The sequence below is a fragment of the Nonomuraea deserti genome, assembly GCF_004348685.1.
Lineage (GTDB): Bacteria > Actinomycetota > Actinomycetes > Streptosporangiales > Streptosporangiaceae > Nonomuraea > Nonomuraea deserti.
On sequence record NZ_SMKO01000030.1, the window covers coordinates 1 to 17981 of the forward strand.

Below are 17981 nucleotides of genomic sequence, written 5' to 3' on the forward strand. Positions count from 1 at the left end.
AGACAGGGCGAGACGGACATGGCGACGGTGGGCGTGGGGGACGCCGTGCGGCCCCGCAGGTCGCCGAGGCGCACGGCGACCAAGGTGCCGGCCGCGGCGAGGACGAGCGCGCCCGCGACGCTCCCGGCGACGATCCAGCCGGTCGCCCGTCTCCGCCCCGGCCGGGTGGGCGGATGGGCGGCCGTCGAGCGGTACGCCGCCTGTGCGCGGGAGGCGGCCGCCGCGCTGCCCTGCTGGAGGAGGCCTGGCTGCTCGTACGCGGGCCGCGGAGCCGGGGCGTGGCCGAGCAGGCGCATCAGGGCGTCGTTCGCGGCCGGCCGCCGGTCGGGGTCCTTGGCCAGGCAGTCCGTCACCAGGGCGCGCAGCGCGGGATCCCGGACGGCGCCGGCGTCCGGCTCGGTGTGCATGATTCGGTTGATCACGGCGGGCAGGCTGTCCTGCCCGAACGGCGGCTGCCCCGACGCGGCGTACAGCAGCGTGCACGCCCACGCGAACATGTCCGACTTCGGCCCCGGGCTCGACCCGGACAGCTGCTCGGGCGCCATGAACGCGGGCGTGCCGACCACGGCGCCGGTGAGCGTCGAGGTGAGGTCGAGCGCCTTGGCGATGCCGAAGTCGATCACCCGCGGGCCGTCGGAGGCCAGCACCACGTTCGACGGTTTGAAGTCGCGGTGCACGATGCCCGCCTGGTGGATCGCCACCAGGGCCGTGACGGTGCCGATGGCCAGCCGGTGCAGGGAGGCGCCCTCGCGCGGCCCCTGCGCGCGCACGACCTCGGCGAGCGTGGGGCCGTCGATGAACTCGCTCACGATGTACGGCCGGCCGCCGAACAAACCCGTCTCGATGACCTGGGCCGTGCAGAACGGCGCCACCCGCCGGGCCATCGCCACCTCGCGGACGAACCGCTCCGACGCCTCGCGGTCACCCGCCAGGTCGGCGCGCAGGAGCTTGAGCGCGACCCTAGTGCCGTCCGGCGCCGTGGCCAGGTAGACGATGCCCTGCCCGCCCTCGCCCAGGCGTCCGGTCACCGTGTACGCCCCCACGGACGCGGGATCCCCTGGCCTCGGAGCCGCGAGGTCCGGCATGTACTACCCCCACAATATGGCGTCTTTCCCGCCATTCTGGTGGGTTTCGCGGCTCCCCGTCACCCGTTCACGGGAGCACCTCAACGGACGCCCGAGACGGCGTCCACGATCGCCTCCGGGGCTTCGAGCGGCACCTGGCGGCCGACGGCCGGCAGGCGTACGAGCTCGGCCGCCAGGTCCCGCGCGAGCCGCTCCTGGCAGGCGTCCCGCTCACCCGTGCTGATCACGGTGACCGCCACGCCGGGGACCGGCTTCTCCTGCCTGAGCCGGTGCAGGTCGGCCGCCATGTCGCGGCGGGCCAGCCACTCCCCCACGACGGCGGCCGGCACCTTGCCCATGCTGTAGACGCCCGCGGGGTCGGAGCAGCCCGCGAACAGCCGGTGCGCCGGGGGGCCGATCAGGCGGGCCAGCGCGGTCGCCCCCCACGTGCCGCCCAGAGCGGGCAGCCACCGGCCCGCGGACCTGGCCAGCGCGAGCGGCCGCCGCTCCCTGGCGCAGGCCGGGGCCACCAGGACGAGCCCCGCCACGCAGAGCGGGTGCAGCCTGGCGAACGCCTCCGCGTGCCAGCACGCCACGCCGTGGGCGACGACCGTCACCCGCTCGGGGTGAGCCGGGGCCAGCGCGGCCAGCCTGGCGACCTCGGCGTACAGGGTGGGCGGGGCCGGTGAGCGAGGGCTGAGGCCGAGCCCCGGGCGGTCGAAGCGGATGACGCGGTGGCGCCTCACGAGCTCCGCGGCCACCGCGTCCCAGTGGAACCAGGCGCCCGCGGCGCCCGCCGTGATGAGCACCGCGGGCCCGGTCCCCTGCTCGACCACGTGGGGCGGCCCGTACCCGTCCACCGCTCCGAAGTCCGGCCTCCTGCCGGGCGCCCTCATGCCGGGTGGCGCGCCCGCCACCGCGCCGAGGGCGACGCCGGGGCCCGCGTTCAGCGCCATGCCGGGGCCCGCGGCCAGCACCTCGCCGAGGTCCCCGTCCGACGGCACGCGGGCCGCGATGCCGGGTGCTGGGCTCGGGGCGGCGTGCGTTCGGGCCGTCGCGGGCCGTCCTTCGCGGGCCCGCGTGACGGGGGCGGGTATCAGGTCGGGGACCGGCGCCTGGTGGTCGTCCGACACGAGCAGGTGCAGGGCCGCGTACACGAGCCAGACCGCGAACATCGCCAGCTGGGCCCGGTGCGCGATCCCCACGCCCTGCCCGGCCGCGAGCGCGCCCACCGTGAGCAGCGTGGCGGCCACGCTGAGCCAGGTGAGCAGCCACGACACCCACGACCGCCACCGCGCGCCGAGCAGCACCATCGCCGCCAGCCCGAAGACCGTGGAGAGCGCCGCCGCCAGTGAGTGCACCCGGTGCGACCAGGACGGCTCCCGCAGCCCGCAGGCCGGGTCGCTCAGCGCCGCGCAGTCGAGGGGGAACACTCCTGAGGCGAAGGTGAACAGCCCGAACGCGGCCACCGCCAGCCAGCCCGGCCACTCGCGCGCAGCCCTCGGCAGGAGCAGCACGCCGGACACGCACGCCAGTCCGGCCAGCCCGTCGCTGACCCGGAACAGGCGTGTCCACGGCTGGTCGCGGGCGGCCAGCTCGCTGACGTACCCGTGGGCCCTGTCGACCGCCGGCGTGGTGAACTGGCCGGTGATCCACGCGCTGCCCAGCACCGCCGCCACGATGAGCGCGGATGCCGCGAGCACCACCAATCTTCGCTCCACGTGAACATTAGATCACTGTGGGTGATAATCCCTCAGAAGGGCCCCCGTCAGAGGCCGGGCGCACCCCAGACGGGGAACCACCTGCTGAGGTCCTTCTCCAGCGGCAGCTCACCCTCCAGCACACCTCTGGCCTGGAGTTCGAGCGCGTTGTCGCGCCGCTGCCCGGGCAGCGGCGCGAACGGGTAGAACGTGCCCCGCTTGTACAGGTAGACGACCGCCAGCCGGCGCCCGTCGTCCGGGGCGGCGAACGACACCAGCGAGCACAACAACGAGGGCCCGAACCCGGCCGACTCCAGCGACGAGTTGACCGCGTGCAGCTCGGTGACCAGGTCGCTGAGCGCGTCGGGCGCGCGGCGCACCAGCAGCCAGGTGTAGCCGTAACCGTCGTCGGACTCCTCGACGCGCTCGCCCAGCAGTGCCTTGACGTCGCGTTCGAGCGTGGCGAACGCGCCTCCCTCAGCGGCCCTGAACGCCACCGAGCCGAGGCCCGTGGGCGTGAGCCCGGTCGCGGCCTGCAGCGTCACGGCCGCGGACGGCAGCGCGAACAGCGCGTCGAGATTGGGCTTGACCGGCTTCGACCGGCCGAGCAGCGCATCGAGCCAGCCCATGCGGGTTCAGCCCCTTCCGAGCTGCTGGGAGATGTTCGTCAGCTGCTCCAGGCGCCGCTCGAGCCGCGGGTGCGTGGAGAACAGGTTCGCGAGCGTCTCACCGGGGGCCAGCGCCGGGGCGAAGTAGAAGGCGTTGAACGGCTCGGCCTCGCGCAGGTCGCGGGTGGGGATCCTGGCCATGTCTCCGGTGATCTTGACCAGCGCGCTGGCCAGGGCCGACGGCCTCTGGGTGAGGAGCGCGCCCGCGCGGTCGGCGGCCAGCTCCCGGTAGCGCGACAGGGCGCGGGTGAGCAGGAAGCTGATGGCGTACACGATGACGGAGACCAGAACGATGATCAGCCCGATCGGCACGCCGCCCTGGCCGCCGTTGCGGCGGCCGCCGAGCCCGGTGTAGAGGGCGAACCTGGTCATGAGGCCCGCCACGATGCCGAGGAACGAGGCGATCGTCATGACGGCCACGTCGCGGTGCGCGACGTGGGAGAGCTCGTGCGCGAGCACGCCTTCGAGTTCCTGCGGCTCGAGTCGCCGCAGGATGCCCGTCGTCACGCAGACGACGGCGTTCTTCTGGTTGCGGCCGGTGGCGAACGCGTTGGGGACGTCGGACTCCGCGATCGCCACCCGCGGTTTGGGCATGTCGGCCAGGGCGCACAGCCGGTCGATCAGGCCGTGCAACTCGGGGGCCTCCTGCGGCGAGACCTCCCGCCCTCCCATCGCGAACAGCGCGATGCGGTCGGACAGGAAATACTGCACGACCAGCAGACCCCCTGCCAGCACCAGCACGGTCAGCGCCCGCACGCCCAAGGCGATCAGGACGCCGACGAACACCACGTAGAGCAGCCCGAGCAGGAACATCGTCACGACCATGCGGCTGGTCAGGCCGCGGTCGGACGCGAACCGCGTGCGCACGGGCTCAGCCCGGGATGAGGCCTTGGTCGCCCAGCATCTCCCGGACCTCCTCGATCGAGGCGTCCGCGGGGGGAAGGATCAGCTCTGACGGCTCAAGGCTGTCGTCGGGGAGCGCCTTGCCCACGTGGCGCACCTTGTCGAGCAGTGCGTGCAGCTTGACGCGGAAGGACTTCTCGTCGCCCGCGTCGATGGCCGCCTCCAGCTCGGTGTCGAGCTCGTTGAGGACCGAGATGTCGTCGGCGGAGATCTCCACCTGGCCCTCGCCCATGATCCTGACAATCATGCGCCCTCCCCTGGCTGCCGCAGCTGCTGGGTCTGGCCGGGCTGCTGCTGGGCCTGCTGCGGGGCCTGCTGGGGCTGCTGCTGCGGCTGGCCCTGCTCGATGGCGCCCTGCGGCGCCGGGCCCTGGCCCAGCTCGGACTTCATCCTGGCCAGCTCCAGCTCGACGTCCATGCCGCCGCCCATGCGGTCGAGCTCGGCCTGGATGTCGTCGGCCTTGGTGCCGCTGTAGTCGTCGAGCGCGCCGCTGGCCAGCAGCTCGTCGATGGCGCCCGCGCGGGCCTGCATCGAGGCCGTCTTGTCCTCGGCGCGCTGGATCGCCAGGCCGACGTCGCCCATCTCCTCGGAGATGCCGGAGAACGCCTCGTTGATGCGCGTCTGCGCCTCGGCGGCGGTGTAGGTGGCCTTGATCGTCTCCTTCTTCGTGCGGAAGGAGTCGACCTTGGACTGCAGCCGCTGGGAAGCCGTGGTCAGCTTCTCCTCCTCGGCCTGCAGGTTGTCGTGCTGCACCTTCAGGTCGGCCATCTGCGTCTGCAGATTGGACCTGCGCTGCAGCGCCTCGCGGGCGAGGTCTTCGCGCCCCACGGACAGCGCCTTGCGGCCCTGCTCCTCGTAACGCTGGGCCTGCTTCTCCAGGCCGGTGATCTGCAGCTCCACCCTCTTGCGTGACGTGGCGACGTCGGCCACGCCCCTGCGCACCTTCTGCAGCAACTCCAGCTGCCGCTGATAGGAGTAGTCGAGGGTCTCGCGCGGATCCTCCATCTTGTCCAAAGCCCTGTTGGCCTTGGACTTGAAGATCATCGAAAGTCTCTTCATCACGCTCATGCGCGTCGGCCGTCCCCTTCTAGGTCGTGCTGGTGTTCCCAATGCAGCGCAGCCGCCTTGGGATTACCCTACGCATAACGCGCGAGGGCGTCACTAAGTTGCAGTCCAGGTAGGGTTGACGTCGTGTTGCGACGCCGTTCCCAAACCTCCGTGGACGATACCCCCGCCCCCACTGACGATCCTAAGCCCCAGGGCAAAGGTCGTCCCACACCCAAGCGCCGGGATGCCGAAGGCAAACGGCGTCAGCCGGTCTCCGCGCCCAAAGACCGCAAAGAGGCCTATCGGCAGATGCGGTCCAAGCAGGCCGCCGAGCGTGAAAAGGCCCGCAGGGGCATGCTCGCCGGTGACGAGCGTTATTTCCCAGCGAGAGACAAGGGCCCCGCGCGCAAGTTCGCGCGCGACTGGGTCGACTCCCGCCGCCTGCCGAGCCAGTATTTTCTGCCGTTCTCGCTACTGATCCTGCTGGCGACGTGGATTCCCTGGCCCATGGAGATCCGCGCGCAGGTGCTCAACCTCGTCATCGCGGTCGGCTGGCCGATCATGATGATCGGCGTGCTGTTCACCTCCATCTATGTCGCCTGGAAGGTGAAGCGGCAGGTGGCGGAGAAGATGCCCGACGAGAGCCTCAGGGGCGTGGGCTTCTACGCGGCCATGCGGGCGCTGCAGATCCGCAAGCTGCGGTTCCCCCCGCCGCAGGTTCTGCCGGGCGGCAAGCCGGTACCACCCAAGCGATAACCAAGTTTTCCCGATTTTCGGGGAGATTCCGACAAATCGGGAAAATTATGGGTTGCCGTACTCGACGTTGTCCCAGCGCAGCACGCCTCCTCTGACCGCGGGCCGCCGGCCGTCGATCGCCTCGCCCTGCTCCAGGGCGTCGGCGACGGCCCGCATCAGCGCGTAGTAGGACGGCAGCCTGGGCCCCATGCCGGAGACCGTGTCGTCCCACCCGACGGTGCCCTCCACGGAATCGACCACGGCGTACACGCCGTCCCCGCTGTTGCGCTCCTCGAAGAGGACGAACGGGATCATGCGGCCGTTCCAGTCCTCGATCGCCGGATCGGAGCCCAGGTCGGTGCGGTTCCAGGAGCACTCCGACCGCCAGGCGTCCCTGATCTGGCGGATGCCGAGGATGGGGGCGCCGTCCCACCAGAACCCGAAACCGAACGCCCGCGCTCCTCGCGAGCCGTTGTGGCGCAGGAGCGAGGCGCGCAGGTCGTCGGGGAAGTCCACACCCATCTGGGCTTCGGCGATCGCGATCGTGCGGGCCCTGCCGGGCGCCCCGAGCGTCTTGTAGGTGCGCGGCGCGTTCGCCTCCAGCCACCGCTCGATCCGCCGCCACTGGCGGTCCACGGCCCGCTTGACCTTCGGATCGATCGGCCGCACCCGCACCCGGCGCGGCTCGGGCGCGCAGTCGGGGTCGGCAACCGGCGCCGGCGGGCCGGTCGGGGACGGCGTGGGGAACGCCGTGACGGCGGGACCGGTGGGGAGCGGTGTCGCGGGTTGAGCGTCGTCCCCGGACATCAGCGCGGCGGTGAGGGCGTCCTGTTCGGCCTGGTACGCCCGCGCCCGGGCCGAGGCCGCCTCATGCGCCCTCGTGGGGACCAGCGCGGCCACCAGGGTGACCGCCACGATCGCCGCGATGCCGGCCCACACCAGGCCCATCCCGGCCTTTCCCACCGGCGGCTGCGGCGGGGGCGGGGATGGTGTCTCCGGCATGCGGGCGCGGCGGCGCAGCCGGACCACGATGGCGGTCACGACGGCGGCCGTCAGCGCCAGCCGTACGAGCTTCAGCACGTCGCGCACCCTATCCCGAAACGGATCACGCCACGCGCCGGGATTAAGGTCGAGTGCATGGAATTCCGACACCTCGGTCGCAGCGGCCTCATGGTCAGCGAGATCAGCTACGGCAACTGGCTCACCCACGGCTCCCAGGTAGAGGAGGACGCCGCCAAGCAGTGCGTGCAGGCGGCACTCGACGAGGGCATCACGACGTTCGACACGGCCGACGTGTACGCGGCGACGAAGGCCGAGGAGGTGCTCGGCAGGGCGCTCAAGGACGTACGCAGGGAGTCGTTGGAGATCTTCACCAAGGTCTACTGGCCGACCGGACCCGGCAGGAACGACCGCGGCCTGTCGCGCAAGCACCTCACCGAGTCGATCCACGCTTCGCTGCGGCGCCTGCAGACCGACTACGTCGACCTCTACCAGGCCCACCGCTTCGACTACGAGACCCCGCTCGAGGAGACGCTCAAGACCTTTGACGACCTCGTACGCCAGGGCAAGGTCCTCTACATCGGCGTCAGCGAGTGGACGGCCGAGCAGATCGCCCAGGCCCTCAAGATCGCTGACGAGATGGGCTTCGACCGGATCGTGTCGAGCCAGCCCCAATACTCCATGTTGTGGCGGGTCATCGAGTCCGAGGTCGTGCCGCTGAGCGAGAAGGAGGGCATCGGCCAGATCGTCTGGTCGCCGATCGCCCAGGGCGTGCTCACCGGGAAATACCTCCCGGGCGGGCAGCCCCCGGAGGGCTCGCGGGCGACCGACAAGAGCGGCGGCAGCAACATGATCGCCCGGTGGATGAGGGACGACGTGCTGACCCGCGTACAGGAGCTCAAGCCCATCGCCGCGGACCTGGGGCTCAGCATGGCGCAGCTGGCCATCGCCTGGGTCCTGCAGAACCCGAACGTCTCCAGCGCCATCATCGGCGCCAGCCGCCCCGAGCAGGTGCGTGACAACGTGCGGGCGTCGGGCGTCAAGCTGGATGCGGACGTGCTGCGGCGGATCGACGACGTGCTCGGCCCCATCGTCGAGCGCGACCCCTCGAAGACCGAGAGCCCTCGCACCCGCCCGTAACCACAGAAACAGCAAAAACCCCTTGAGCCACGAATGCGCTCAAGGGGTTTTTGTCGTTTCTGTCATTCACTCCGGACGCAATGACATTCCCGCGTATTCGACGCGGTCCTCCTCGAGCAGGGCCACCTGCTCCACCCCGGATTCGAGCAGGTCACGCCAGTTCTCGCCGAGCCACGACTCCGCGTCCGCCTGGCTCGGAAAAACCTCTCGCGGCAAAGGACGATTTGTTACCTCACCACCATTTGCGTTTTCATAACGCCAACGCCATGTCATGCCATACGCTCCTTTTCCGCGGGTTCGCCGGCGCACCCTCCGCAGGCACTGGAACCCTACTCCCGAGCTTGGAGGTCCATCGATGCTGCGCGCGTTTCGTGTTGCGGCCGGAGTCGCCCTCGGGGCGGCCACCTTAGTCTCCCTCCCCTGCTCCGCCCTCGCCGCACCGCCCGTCTCCCCCGGAGACCCCGTGCCGGGCGCCGCCGACCCCGGCGCCGCGCGCGGATGGAGCGTCTGGCAGAGCGACGGCACCGCCTGGCTGGCGGCCGCGCCCGGCGACTCGCCGCCGGACGGCTCCGTCATCGGCTGGCGCTTCTCGGTCGCGCCGGACGGGACGGCGGGCGAGCCCCCCGGCGGGGAGCTGCCCTCTTTCCAGGCCGTGTGCGGCAAGGACACCGCCGCGTCCGGGCACAAGCGCGTGGTCCTGGCGGTGGACTTCGGCGAGGCCCGCTCCGACGCCTACCCCGGCGAACGGCCGCCCGCCGAACCGGCGGCCACGTGCGTCGCGGGCGCCGAGTCCGCCACCACCGCCCGGCTCCTCGCCTCCGTGGCCAGGGTCCGGGTGAACACGGGCGGTGACGTCGTCGCGGTCGACGACTATCCGGGCAGGGAGAAGGGCGGCTCGGCGCTCGGCACCGCCGCCCCTGCCGCCGCCTCCGAGGGCGGGGTGCCGGTCACGTTGATCGCGGGTGGGGCGGGCGTGCTGGCCCTGCTCGGAGGCGGCGCCCTGGTGGCCACCCGCCGCCGCACCACGGTGAAGACCGGCCGCTGACCCCGCCGACTCGACCACCGCCCTTGCGCCCTGGCACCCCGCCCTGGCACCGCGCCCCGGCACCGTGCCCTGGCACCGTGCCCTGGCACCGTGCCCTGGCACCGTGCCCTGGCACCGCGCCCCAGGGGCTGGCCCGCCGGCCGCATTCCAGGTCGCGGCGGGTGGATCCGGACGAAGCGGGCACGTGGGTGTCGCGCCGCCGGTGGCGGGAGCGCGGCCCTCACCGGGTGGACGCCCCCGTGGCGGCGAAGGTCGCGCACCCGGGCGGGCGGGATCGCATGCGACTTTGTACGCTCGGCGCGGTGAAGCTCCTCATCAACGGCACAGCGGGCGGCGCCGGCTGGCCCGAGCCCGGCTGCGGGTGCGCCTCGTGTGCCGGGTTGCCTGTCGGCCATCGCCGCCCGTTCGAGCTGGTCGTGGACGGCGTGGTCCGCTACCCCTTCACCGGCCCGCCCGACGGCTACCGGCCCCTCGCGGGCGGTCTGGGGCTGGCGGGCCCCGACGGCTCGGCGCTCCTCCACCTGCCGGCGGGACGAACGCCCCCGGCGGACGGGCCCGCGCGCTACGACGTCGTGCTGGTCGACCTGCTGGACCGGCCGGAGCGGCTCGGCGAGCTGCGGCGCGCGGGGCTGGCCGACGAGGCGACCCTGGTGGTGGCCGTCGGGCTCGATCACCGGGTTCGGTCGGAGGAGGAACTGGCCAGGCGCCTGCGGCTGTGGGGAGCGATCGCCGTCCCTGACGGCACCGAACTGGCGTGCCGTCCGTCGAGCGGCCCGCGAAGCGACCCCGCGAACCCTCAGCCGAGCGGCTCCGCGGACAGGCGGGCGTGCTGCTCCGTGCCTGAGCGGGCGAACGGCTCCGCAGACGAGCAGGCGAGCACCTCCGCCGGCAAGCGGGCGAGCGGCTCCGTACCTGAACGGGCGAGCGGCCGGATGGGCCAGCCGCGGCGGACGTTGTTGCTGGGCGGGTCACGGTCGGGCAAGTCGGCGGAGGCGGAGCTGCGGCTGGCGGCGGAGCCGTACGTCACCTATGTCGCCACCGGCCCGGTCGGCGGAGAAGACGGCGAGTGGGCGGAACGGGTGCGGGCGCACCGGGCGCGGCGACCCGCGCACTGGGCCACCGCCGAGACCACCGACCTGGCCACGGCCATCAGGCGCGCCACCACACCGCTGCTGATCGACGGGCTGGGGACCTGGGTGGCGGCGGTCTTCGACGAGCACGGAGCCTGGGAGGGCGACCGCGTGCCGGTGATCGCGCGCTGCGACGACCTCGTGGCGGCGTGGCGGCAGGCCCCGGAACGGATCGTGGCGGTGTCCGACGAGGTGGGGCTGGGCGTGGTGCCCGCCACGGCCGCCGGGCGGGCCTTCAGGGACGTGCTGGGGCGGTTGAACGAGCGCCTGGCCGCCGAGTCCGAGCATGTGGCCCTGGTGGTCGCCGGGCGGCCGCTGGAGCTCTGACGGCGACATGGACGCCGTCACGGGCGGGACCACCGACACGGAGGGCGGGTGGAACGACCGACACGGGCCCCACGCGAACGTATCGGGGAACACCGGCGTGAGCGCCTGCGAGGGCGAGCGGCATCAGAGGCGTCAGGAGGAAGCGTCGTCAACAAGAAGGGACGGTGTCAGAGGGGGGTGCCAGGCGGGAGATGCCGGAGGCGGGGTCAGGGGCGTGCGGCGCGGGCGTACCAGCGGCCGTCCACGCGGTCCACGTGCAGGGAGCGGCCGAAGCAGTCGGAGAGGTTGGCGGGGGTGAGCACGTCGTCCGCCGGGCCGACCGCGAGCACTCCGGCGTCGCGCATCAGCATCGCGTGGGTGGTCGTCGCGGGCACCTCCTCCAGGTGGTGCGTCACCGTCACGGTGGTGAGCACGGGCCTGGTGGTGGCGAGGTCCTCGACGGCGGTGATGAGGTCTTCCCTGGCGGGCAGGTCGAGCCCCGCGAACGGCTCGTCGAGCAGCAGCACCGCCGGGTCGGCCATGAGCGCCCTGGCCACCCGGATCCTCGCCCGCTCCCCCTGCGAGCACACGCGGAACGGCCGCTCCGCCAGCTCCTTGCAGCCCAGGTCCGCGAGCAACCGGTGGGCCCGGTCACGCTCGACCTCGCCGTACTTGTCCCACAGCGGGACGCTCGTCCCTGTGTGACCGGTGAGCACCACGGTGTGCGCGGTCGCGCCCTCCTGCTCCATCAGCTCCTCGTCGATCAGCCGCTGGCTGGAGGCGACCAGGCCGATGTGACGGCGCAGCTCTCGCACGTCGACCCGGCCGAGCGGGTGGCCGAGCACCTTGACCGTGCCCTCGCTGGGATGCCGTACGGCGCCGGCCAGCGAGAGGAGCGTCGTCTTGCCCGCGCCGTTGGGGCCGAGCACGGCCCAGTGGTCGCCGTAGCCGACCTGCCAGTCGATGCCGTCGAGCAGCGCCTTGCCGACAACGCGGACGCCTACGCCTTCGAGTTCAAGCACGTGCATCCCGACAGACTAGTGGGCACCGGGATCGTCCGTTACCGATGTGAAATACGAACGCGTACTGGCGCCACGGTCTCGGCCAGGCACGAGGAGAGGGCGGCGGTCGGGTGAGCAGGTTTGTCAGGGTTCGGCTACTCGCGGACGGCTGGCGGTTCTCGACCGGCACGCTGACCGTCTTCCCCGTGCGCGTGGAGCGGGTGGACCGGGAGGTCGCAGGGCGGGCGATGGTGCTGGCGCCGGCTGTCGGGCTGGTGCTCGGGCTCGTCGCCGGGCTGCCGTTGCCGCTGGTCCCGCTGCTGCACGGGCCGCCGCTGCTCGGGGCGGCGCTGGCGGCGGGGTCGCTGGCCGTACTGACCCGGGGGTTGCACCTGGACGGGCTCGCCGATCTCGCCGACGGGCTGGGCAGCGGCAGGCCGGCGGCTCAGGCGCTCGACGTCATGAAAAAGTCGGATATAGGGCCGTTCGGGGTAGTGGCGCTGGTGTTCACGCTGCTCATCCAGGTGGTCGCGGCCGCCGACGCCGGCTACGCGGCCCTCGTGACCGCCTGCGCGACGGGACGGCTGGCGCTGGTGTGGGCCTGCCGGGAGGGCGTGCCCGCCGCCCGGCCCGGCGGGCTCGGCGCGATGGTCGCGGGCACGGTACGCCCGCTCGTCCCGTGGCTCGTCACCGTGGCCGCGCTGCTCGCCGCCGCCGCGCTCGGCCTGGCGGCTCCCTCCCTCGGGCCGCTCTCCGGCGACGCCCTCACCGCCGCCGAATTCTGGGCGCCAGGCGCAGGACAGGCGGCGGGCGCGGGTGTGTTGCCGGTCGGCCTGCTCGCCGGGCTCGGCGCCGCCCTGCTGCTGCTCCGGCACGCCAGGCGGCGACTCGGCGGGATCACCGGCGACGTGCTCGGCGCCCTCGTGGAGACCGCTACAGCCACGACGCTGGTGGTGTGCGCGCTACTCGGCTGAGTCGTGCTGTGCGCTGCTCGGCGAGGTCTGCGGCTCGGCGGCGGCGGGCGGCGTGCGGCCCGCCTGCTCCTGGCGTACCGGGAAGAAGCGGAGCAGTGCCGCGCCGGCCAGTGCCAGCACGACCCAGCCGACCAGGCCGGTCAGCCCGACCAGGAGTTCGTTGGGGGGCGCGGCGGCGTCGCCGAGCAGCAGGACGGGCGGGACGACCGCGTTGAGCGAGCCATGGGCCACGACCGCGGGCCACACGCTGCCCGTGCGCAGCCGCAGCCAGCCGATCAGCACCCCGGCCAGCACGCAGAAGCCGATGAAGACCAGCGCCGCCCACGAGCCCAGGCTGGGGTAGTTGTAGCCGAGCAGGGTGAGCGGGGCGTGCCAGACGCCCCAGATCGCGCCGGAGAGCAGCAGGCCGGCGAGCATGCCGTTCGCGGAGGTGAGGCGGGGCAGCAGCCAGCCGCGCCAGCCCCACTCCTCCCCCAGCGCGGGGATCGCGTTGAGCAGGGGGCCGGCGACGATCGCCACCACGATCTGCAGCGCCGCGACCGTGCCGAGGTCGCCGGGGATCTCCATGCCGCGGGCCTGCAGGGCCGCCCTGAGCAGGCTGAGCCGGTCGAGGTCGAGCGCGACCAGTCCGACGGCGGCGCTGAGCCCCATCGCGAGGAACGCCAGCAGGGGCACCCCGAGCCAGGCGGCCAGCACGATCAGCCCGGTGCGCTTCCCGCGCTCGCCGAGCGTGAGCCCGGTCCGGCGGGCCCAGTCCTTGGCGGGCGCGCGCGTGACGGCCCACACGCCGAGCACCGCCGCGGTGGGCGTGAACATCATGACCGAGGCCAGCAGGGGCAGCAGCGGCGAGCCGAGCCCTCCGCCGAGCCACAGGGGCAGCGCGGCCGCCCAGGACAGCCCGAAGGCGAGGACGACGAAGATGGGGAGAGGTCTGTTCATTGCTCCACTCGCTCGGCGATGAGGGCGTTGATGAGGGATGCGCCGCGTGCGGCGTCGTCGATGCTGATCGCGAGCTGACCGCCGGAACGGTACCTGATGATCAGGCAATCCCCGCCGCGCAACATGATGGTGGCGCTGCCGGGGAGCCCGCGGAAGCCCCAGCCGCCGACCTGGCTCGGATGGCGGGTCTCCGACAGCGCCAGGTCGATCTTCGGCAGCCGGATCCTGCGCACCGGCCAGCCGAACGGCCCGAACCCGATCGCCACCCCGTCGCCGCTCACCCTGACGGAGACCGAGGCGGACAGCAGCCCCAGGACGAGCACGAGGACGAGCACGGGCAGCGTGACGCCCGGGACGGCGCCCGTTCCGGACCCGATGAAACGCAGCACGATCAGCACGCACACGCCGGCGCCCGCGGCCGCGGCTCCCGCGGCCAGCCACGGGTTGGTGACGCGGCTGACCCAGACCGTGCGCTCTCCCTCCTTGAGCCGCAACAGCGGCGGGCGCGCGTCGGCGGAAGGCGGCTGGTCGGGCTCACCCCTGCCGAGGTAGCCGGCCGTCACGGCCACGGCGGCGGTTCCGGCGAGGACGGCGATGAGGTGCCAGGACGGCAGCCGGGCCGACGTCCAGACGGGCGCGTCGAGGTTCGCGTCCAGCGTGCTGAGGCTTATGCCGGCCGCGAACACGCTCATGAAGCCGAGGTGCCCCACCAGTACATCCTGCCGGTCCTGCGCACGTGCGCCCGTCCGCTCACGACCAGCAGGACCACCCAGGGCACCCCCCAGAGCAGCAGCCCCATCGCGACGAATCCGGTGAACGGCATCGACCCGTCCGCCCTGCCGTCGTGCCCCCAGTGCGTGGCCATCGGTTCGGGCAGCCGGTCGCGCACCGCCAGGGGGACCAGGACGAACGCGGCGGTGACCGGCAGGCCCCAGGCCGTGGCGATGGCTCGGGGATTCATGGCAGCTCCTCCAAGATGGCGATGAGGTCGTCACGGCCGTAGCCGTGCTTCCTGGCGTCCTCCAGCAGCTCACGCGCCCGCTGCACCAGCAGGGCGCGCCCGTCGGCGCGGCCCGCGACGCTGACCCCCCGGCCTCTCCTGAACTCCAGCAGGCCCTCGTCCCGCAGGTCGCGCAGCGCGCGCAGCACGGTGTTGGGGTTGATGCCCAGCGCCTGGGCGAGGTCGCGGGCCGGCGGCAGCCGGTCGCCCGGGCGATAGGAGCCCTCCCCGATGGCGCGCCGGATGGCGCCGGCCACCTGCTCGTGCAGGGGCCTGGCGTCATTCAGATCGAGCGTCAGCAGCATGATGCCAATGACACTAGCACCATGTCACACGAACGGGCGCGGTGCCATTGGTAGGATGAACCCCTGTTTGTGAGTACCGAGAAACCGTGGATAGCATCGGTTTACGTGACCACTGTGCGGCTGAACTCAGCAGATCCCGTCTCCTTCGACACCGACGCCCTGATCGTCGGCTTCAGGTCCGGCCCCGACGGCCCCCGGCCCGTGACGGGCGACGAGTCCCTCGACACGGCCTTCGGCGGCAAGCTCGCCGCCTCCCTCGCAGCCGTCGCCTTCACCGGCAAGGCGGGCGAGCTGGCCAAGCTGCCGACGTTCGGCGCCACCGCCGCACCGCTGCTGGTCGCGGTCGGCCTGGGCGACTCCCCCGACGCCGACGGCCTGCGCCGGGCCGCCGGCGTCGCCGTGCGCTCACTGGCCGGCACCGCGCGCGCCGCGCTCGTCCTGCCCGCGGGCGACCCTGACGAGGCCGAGGCCGTCGCGCTGGGCGCGCTGCTGGGGGCGTACACGTTCTCCCGCTACCGCACCGACGGCGAGCAGAAGGCGCCCGTCTCCGAGCTCACGGTGGTCTCCGGCCAGCCCGGGGACGTGGCCGAGCGCGCGAGCGTGCTGGCCGAGTCCGTCGCGCTGGTGCGCGACCTGGTCAACACCCCGCCCTCCGACCTGTGGCCGGCCAAGTTCGCCGAGATCGCCGAGCAGGCGGGCGGCAAGGCGGGGCTGCGCGTCGAGGTCCTCGACGAGAAGGCGCTCAAGGACGGCGGCTACGGCGGCCTCATCGGCGTCGGCCAGGGCTCGGTCAACCCGCCGCGCATGGTCCGCCTCTCCTACACCCATCCCGAGGCGAGCAAGACGCTGGCGTTCGTGGGCAAGGGCATCACGTTCGACTCCGGCGGCCTGTCGCTCAAGCCGTCGGCCTCCATGGACTGGATGAAGTCCGACATGGGCGGCGCGGGCGCCGTGTTCGGCGCGCTGATCGGCATCGCCAGGCTCGGCCTGCCCGTCAACGCGACCGGCTACCTCTGCCTGGCGGAAAACCTGCCCAGCGGCACCGCGCAGCGCCCCTCCGACGTCATCCACAGCTACAGCGGCAAGACGGTCGAGGTGCTCGACACCGACGCCGAGGGTCGCCTGGTGCTCATGGACGGCATCGCCAGAGCCGCCGAGGACAACCCCGACGTGATCGTCGACGTCGCCACCCTCACCGGCGCGCAGATCGTGGCGCTGGGCTGGCGCACCGCCGGCGTCATGGCCAACGACGACGCCGTCAGGGATCTCGTCCTCGAGGCCGCCAAGGCCGCGGGCGAGGGCGCGTGGGGCATGCCGCTGCCCGAGGAGCTGCGCAAGGGACTCGACTCACCGATCGCCGACCTCGCCAACCTGCACCCCGAGCGGTGGGGCGGCATGCTGACGGCGGGCATCTTCCTGAAGGAGTTCGTGCCGGAAGGAGTGCGCTGGGCCCACATCGACATGGCGGGCCCCGCGTTCAACAAGGGCGAGCCGTACGGTTACATCCCGAAGGGCGGCACCGGTGCGATCACCCGCACGCTCATCGGACTGGCAGAGCGGCACGCGAGCATCTGAAACAAATGAAAAGATGAGGGCATCACAACACCCCGACAAGGAGCCTTCCTGTGGCCTATGACATCGTCGTCCTAGGTGGCGGCAGCGGCGGTTACGCCTGCGCGCTCCGGGCGGCCGAGCTGGGCAAGTCGGTCGTCCTGATCGAAAAGGACAAGATCGGCGGCACCTGCCTCCACAGGGGATGCATCCCCACGAAGGCCCTGCTGCACTCGGCCGAAGTCGCCGACGAGACCCGCGAGAGCGAGTCCTTCGGCGTCAAGGCACGCTTCGACGGCATCGACGTCCAGGGCGTCCACGCGTTCAAGGACAAGATCGTCACGCGGGCGTGGAAGGGCGTGCAGGGCCTGCTGAAGGGTGCCGGCGTGACGATCGTCGAGGGCGAGGGCCGCCTCGCGGGCCCCGGCCGGGTCCAGGTGGGCTCCGAGGTCTACGAGGGCCGCAACGTCGTCCTGGCCACCGGCTCCGCCCCCAAGACGCTGCCCGGCCTGGAGATCGACGGCGAGCGCGTCATCACCAGCGAGCACACGCTCACGATGGACCACGTGCCGAGCTCGGTGATCGTGCTGGGCGGCGGCGTGATCGGCGTCGAGCTGGCCAGCGTCTACCGCTCGTTCGGAGCCGAGGTCACGATCGTCGAGGCGCTGCTGCACCTGCTCCCCACCGAGGAGGAGTCCAGCTCCAAGCTGCTGGAGCGGGCCTTCCGCCGCCGCGGCATCAAATACGAGCTGGGCGTCTTCTTCGACGGCGCCAAGACCACGGAAACCGGTGTGGTCGTCACGCTCGCCAACGGCAAGACCCTCGACGCCGAGCTCCTGCTCGTCGCGGTCGGCCGCGGCGCCGTCTCCTCGGGCATGGGCTTCGAGGAGCAGGGCATCACCATCGAGCGCGGCGCCGTCGTGGTCGACGAGCACTGCCAGACGTCCGTGCCGGGCGTCTACGCCATCGGCGACCTCATCCCGACGCTGCAGCTCGCGCACGCCGGCTTCGCGGAGGGGATCATGGTGGCCGAGCACATCGCCGGCCTCAACCCGCCGCCCATCGACTACGCGGGCGTGCCGCGCATCACCTACTCCGACCCCGAGGTGGCCTCCGTCGGGATCACGTCGGCGCAGGCGGCCGAGCGCGGCATCGAGATCGTCGAGCAGGTCTACGACCTGGCGGGCAACCCCAAGAGCCAGATCCTCGGCACCTCGGGCGCCGTGAAGGTCATCGCCCAGAAGGACGGCCCCGTCGTCGGTGTCCACATGGTGGGCAGGCGCATCGGCGAGCTCGTCACGGAGGGCCAGCTGATCTACAACTGGGAGGCGCTGCCCGCAGAGGTCGCCCAGCTCATCCACGCACATCCGACGCAGTCCGAGGCAGTCGGTGAGGCGATGCTGGCCCTGGCCGGCAAGCCGTTGCACGTACACAACTAGTCCAGCCCTCGAGATCAGAACGCGAGAGAAGAATA

Annotated in this window: 20 protein-coding genes; 7 read left to right on the plus strand and 13 right to left on the minus strand. The window is 72.4% G+C overall.

Annotation, left to right across the window (positions count from 1 at the left end; genetic code table 11):
* The 6 genes from E1292_RS14385 to E1292_RS14410 form a co-directional block, all read right to left on the minus strand.
* Window positions 1-1028: serine/threonine-protein kinase (locus tag E1292_RS14385; RefSeq protein ID WP_165974532.1), on the minus strand; the 1028-nt coding region annotated here is incomplete at its 3' end.
* A gap of 137 nt (window positions 1029-1165) precedes the next feature.
* A complete protein-coding gene (locus E1292_RS14390) occupies window positions 1166-2785 on the minus strand; it encodes an alpha/beta fold hydrolase (RefSeq protein ID WP_132595644.1) in 1620 nt (539 codons plus the stop codon).
* 47 nt (window positions 2786-2832) lie between these two features.
* The gene (pspAB, locus tag E1292_RS14395) at window positions 2833-3393 is read right to left on the minus strand and encodes a PspA-associated protein PspAB (protein ID WP_132595645.1); all 561 of its coding nucleotides are present in this window, start codon (window positions 3391-3393) and stop codon (window positions 2833-2835) included.
* A 6-nt stretch (window positions 3394-3399) separates the two neighbouring features.
* On the minus strand, window positions 3400-4299 hold the full coding sequence (htpX, locus tag E1292_RS14400; RefSeq protein ID WP_132595646.1) for a zinc metalloprotease HtpX: 900 nt from the start codon (window positions 4297-4299) through the stop codon (window positions 3400-3402).
* Window positions 4300-4303: 4 nt separating this feature from the next.
* Complete coding sequence (pspAA, locus tag E1292_RS14405; RefSeq protein WP_132519798.1) at window positions 4304-4582, minus strand: PspA-associated protein PspAA; 279 nt, start codon at window positions 4580-4582, stop codon at window positions 4304-4306.
* Window positions 4579-5403: a PspA/IM30 family protein gene (locus tag E1292_RS14410; RefSeq protein WP_220446822.1), complete on the minus strand. Its 825-nt coding sequence runs from the start codon at window positions 5401-5403 to the stop codon at window positions 4579-4581. The genes pspAA and E1292_RS14410 overlap by 4 nt, the downstream gene beginning before the upstream one ends.
* Window positions 5404-5553: 150 nt before the next feature.
* Between E1292_RS14410 and E1292_RS14415 the strand changes: the two genes are divergently transcribed.
* Entirely contained in the window at window positions 5554-6138 is a 585-nt protein-coding gene (locus E1292_RS14415) for a DUF3043 domain-containing protein (RefSeq protein WP_246090113.1), read from the plus strand.
* A 45-nt stretch (window positions 6139-6183) separates the two neighbouring features.
* Here the strand turns inward: E1292_RS14415 and E1292_RS14420 are convergent, their stop codons facing one another.
* Entirely contained in the window at window positions 6184-7197 is a 1014-nt protein-coding gene (locus E1292_RS14420; protein WP_132595648.1) for an SMI1/KNR4 family protein, read from the minus strand.
* Between the two features lie 57 nt (window positions 7198-7254).
* Here E1292_RS14420 and E1292_RS14425 point away from each other — a divergent pair, with 57 nt between their 5' ends.
* Window positions 7255-8256: an aldo/keto reductase family protein gene (locus tag E1292_RS14425; protein WP_132595649.1), complete on the plus strand. Its 1002-nt coding sequence runs from the start codon at window positions 7255-7257 to the stop codon at window positions 8254-8256.
* Between the two features lie 66 nt (window positions 8257-8322).
* Here the strand turns inward: E1292_RS14425 and E1292_RS14430 are convergent, their stop codons facing one another.
* On the minus strand, window positions 8323-8529 hold the full coding sequence (locus E1292_RS14430; RefSeq protein ID WP_132595650.1) for a hypothetical protein: 207 nt from the start codon (window positions 8527-8529) through the stop codon (window positions 8323-8325).
* A gap of 82 nt (window positions 8530-8611) precedes the next feature.
* On the opposite strand from E1292_RS14430, the gene E1292_RS14435 reads away from it, so the two are divergent.
* Both E1292_RS14435 and E1292_RS14440 read left to right on the plus strand, forming a co-directional pair.
* On the plus strand, window positions 8612-9301 hold the full coding sequence (locus E1292_RS14435; RefSeq protein WP_132595651.1) for an SCO2322 family protein: 690 nt from the start codon (window positions 8612-8614) through the stop codon (window positions 9299-9301).
* A 161-nt stretch (window positions 9302-9462) separates the two neighbouring features.
* Window positions 9463-10758 (plus strand): bifunctional adenosylcobinamide kinase/adenosylcobinamide-phosphate guanylyltransferase, encoded by a 1296-nt coding sequence (locus tag E1292_RS14440; protein ID WP_246090114.1) that lies wholly within the window; start codon window positions 9463-9465, stop codon window positions 10756-10758.
* 206 nt (window positions 10759-10964) lie between these two features.
* Here the strand turns inward: E1292_RS14440 and E1292_RS14445 are convergent, their stop codons facing one another.
* Window positions 10965-11765 carry an ABC transporter ATP-binding protein gene (locus tag E1292_RS14445; protein WP_132595652.1) on the minus strand — a complete coding sequence of 267 codons (801 nt, stop codon included), beginning with the start codon at window positions 11763-11765 and terminating at the stop codon, window positions 10965-10967.
* Between the two features lie 104 nt (window positions 11766-11869).
* Here E1292_RS14445 and E1292_RS14450 point away from each other — a divergent pair, with 104 nt between their 5' ends.
* A complete protein-coding gene (locus E1292_RS14450; RefSeq protein ID WP_132595653.1) occupies window positions 11870-12712 on the plus strand; it encodes an adenosylcobinamide-GDP ribazoletransferase in 843 nt (280 codons plus the stop codon).
* On the opposite strand, the gene E1292_RS14455 is transcribed toward E1292_RS14450, so the two are convergent.
* The 4 genes from E1292_RS14455 to E1292_RS14470 are packed head-to-tail and all read right to left on the minus strand — an operon-like array spanning window position 12701 to window position 14956.
* A complete protein-coding gene (locus E1292_RS14455) occupies window positions 12701-13651 on the minus strand; it encodes a CPBP family intramembrane glutamic endopeptidase (RefSeq protein ID WP_132595654.1) in 951 nt (316 codons plus the stop codon). The two genes, E1292_RS14450 and E1292_RS14455, sit on opposite strands and share 12 nt — an antisense overlap.
* Window positions 13648-14361 (minus strand): DUF1648 domain-containing protein, encoded by a 714-nt coding sequence (locus E1292_RS14460; RefSeq protein ID WP_132595655.1) that lies wholly within the window; start codon window positions 14359-14361, stop codon window positions 13648-13650. Before E1292_RS14460 ends, E1292_RS14455 begins: the two co-directional genes overlap by 4 nt.
* Complete coding sequence (locus E1292_RS14465) at window positions 14340-14612, minus strand: DUF1648 domain-containing protein (protein ID WP_132595656.1); 273 nt, start codon at window positions 14610-14612, stop codon at window positions 14340-14342. The genes E1292_RS14460 and E1292_RS14465 overlap by 22 nt, the downstream gene beginning before the upstream one ends.
* On the minus strand, window positions 14609-14956 hold the full coding sequence (locus E1292_RS14470; RefSeq protein ID WP_132595657.1) for a GntR family transcriptional regulator: 348 nt from the start codon (window positions 14954-14956) through the stop codon (window positions 14609-14611). The genes E1292_RS14465 and E1292_RS14470 overlap by 4 nt, the downstream gene beginning before the upstream one ends.
* Before the next feature lie 105 nt (window positions 14957-15061).
* Here E1292_RS14470 and E1292_RS14475 point away from each other — a divergent pair, with 105 nt between their 5' ends.
* Together E1292_RS14475 and lpdA are read left to right on the plus strand one after the other, a co-directional pair.
* Window positions 15062-16531 (plus strand): leucyl aminopeptidase, encoded by a 1470-nt coding sequence (locus tag E1292_RS14475; RefSeq protein WP_132595658.1) that lies wholly within the window; start codon window positions 15062-15064, stop codon window positions 16529-16531.
* Between the two features lie 50 nt (window positions 16532-16581).
* Complete coding sequence (gene lpdA / locus E1292_RS14480; RefSeq protein ID WP_132595659.1) at window positions 16582-17946, plus strand: dihydrolipoyl dehydrogenase; 1365 nt, start codon at window positions 16582-16584, stop codon at window positions 17944-17946.
* Window positions 17947-17981 lie beyond the last annotated feature (35 nt).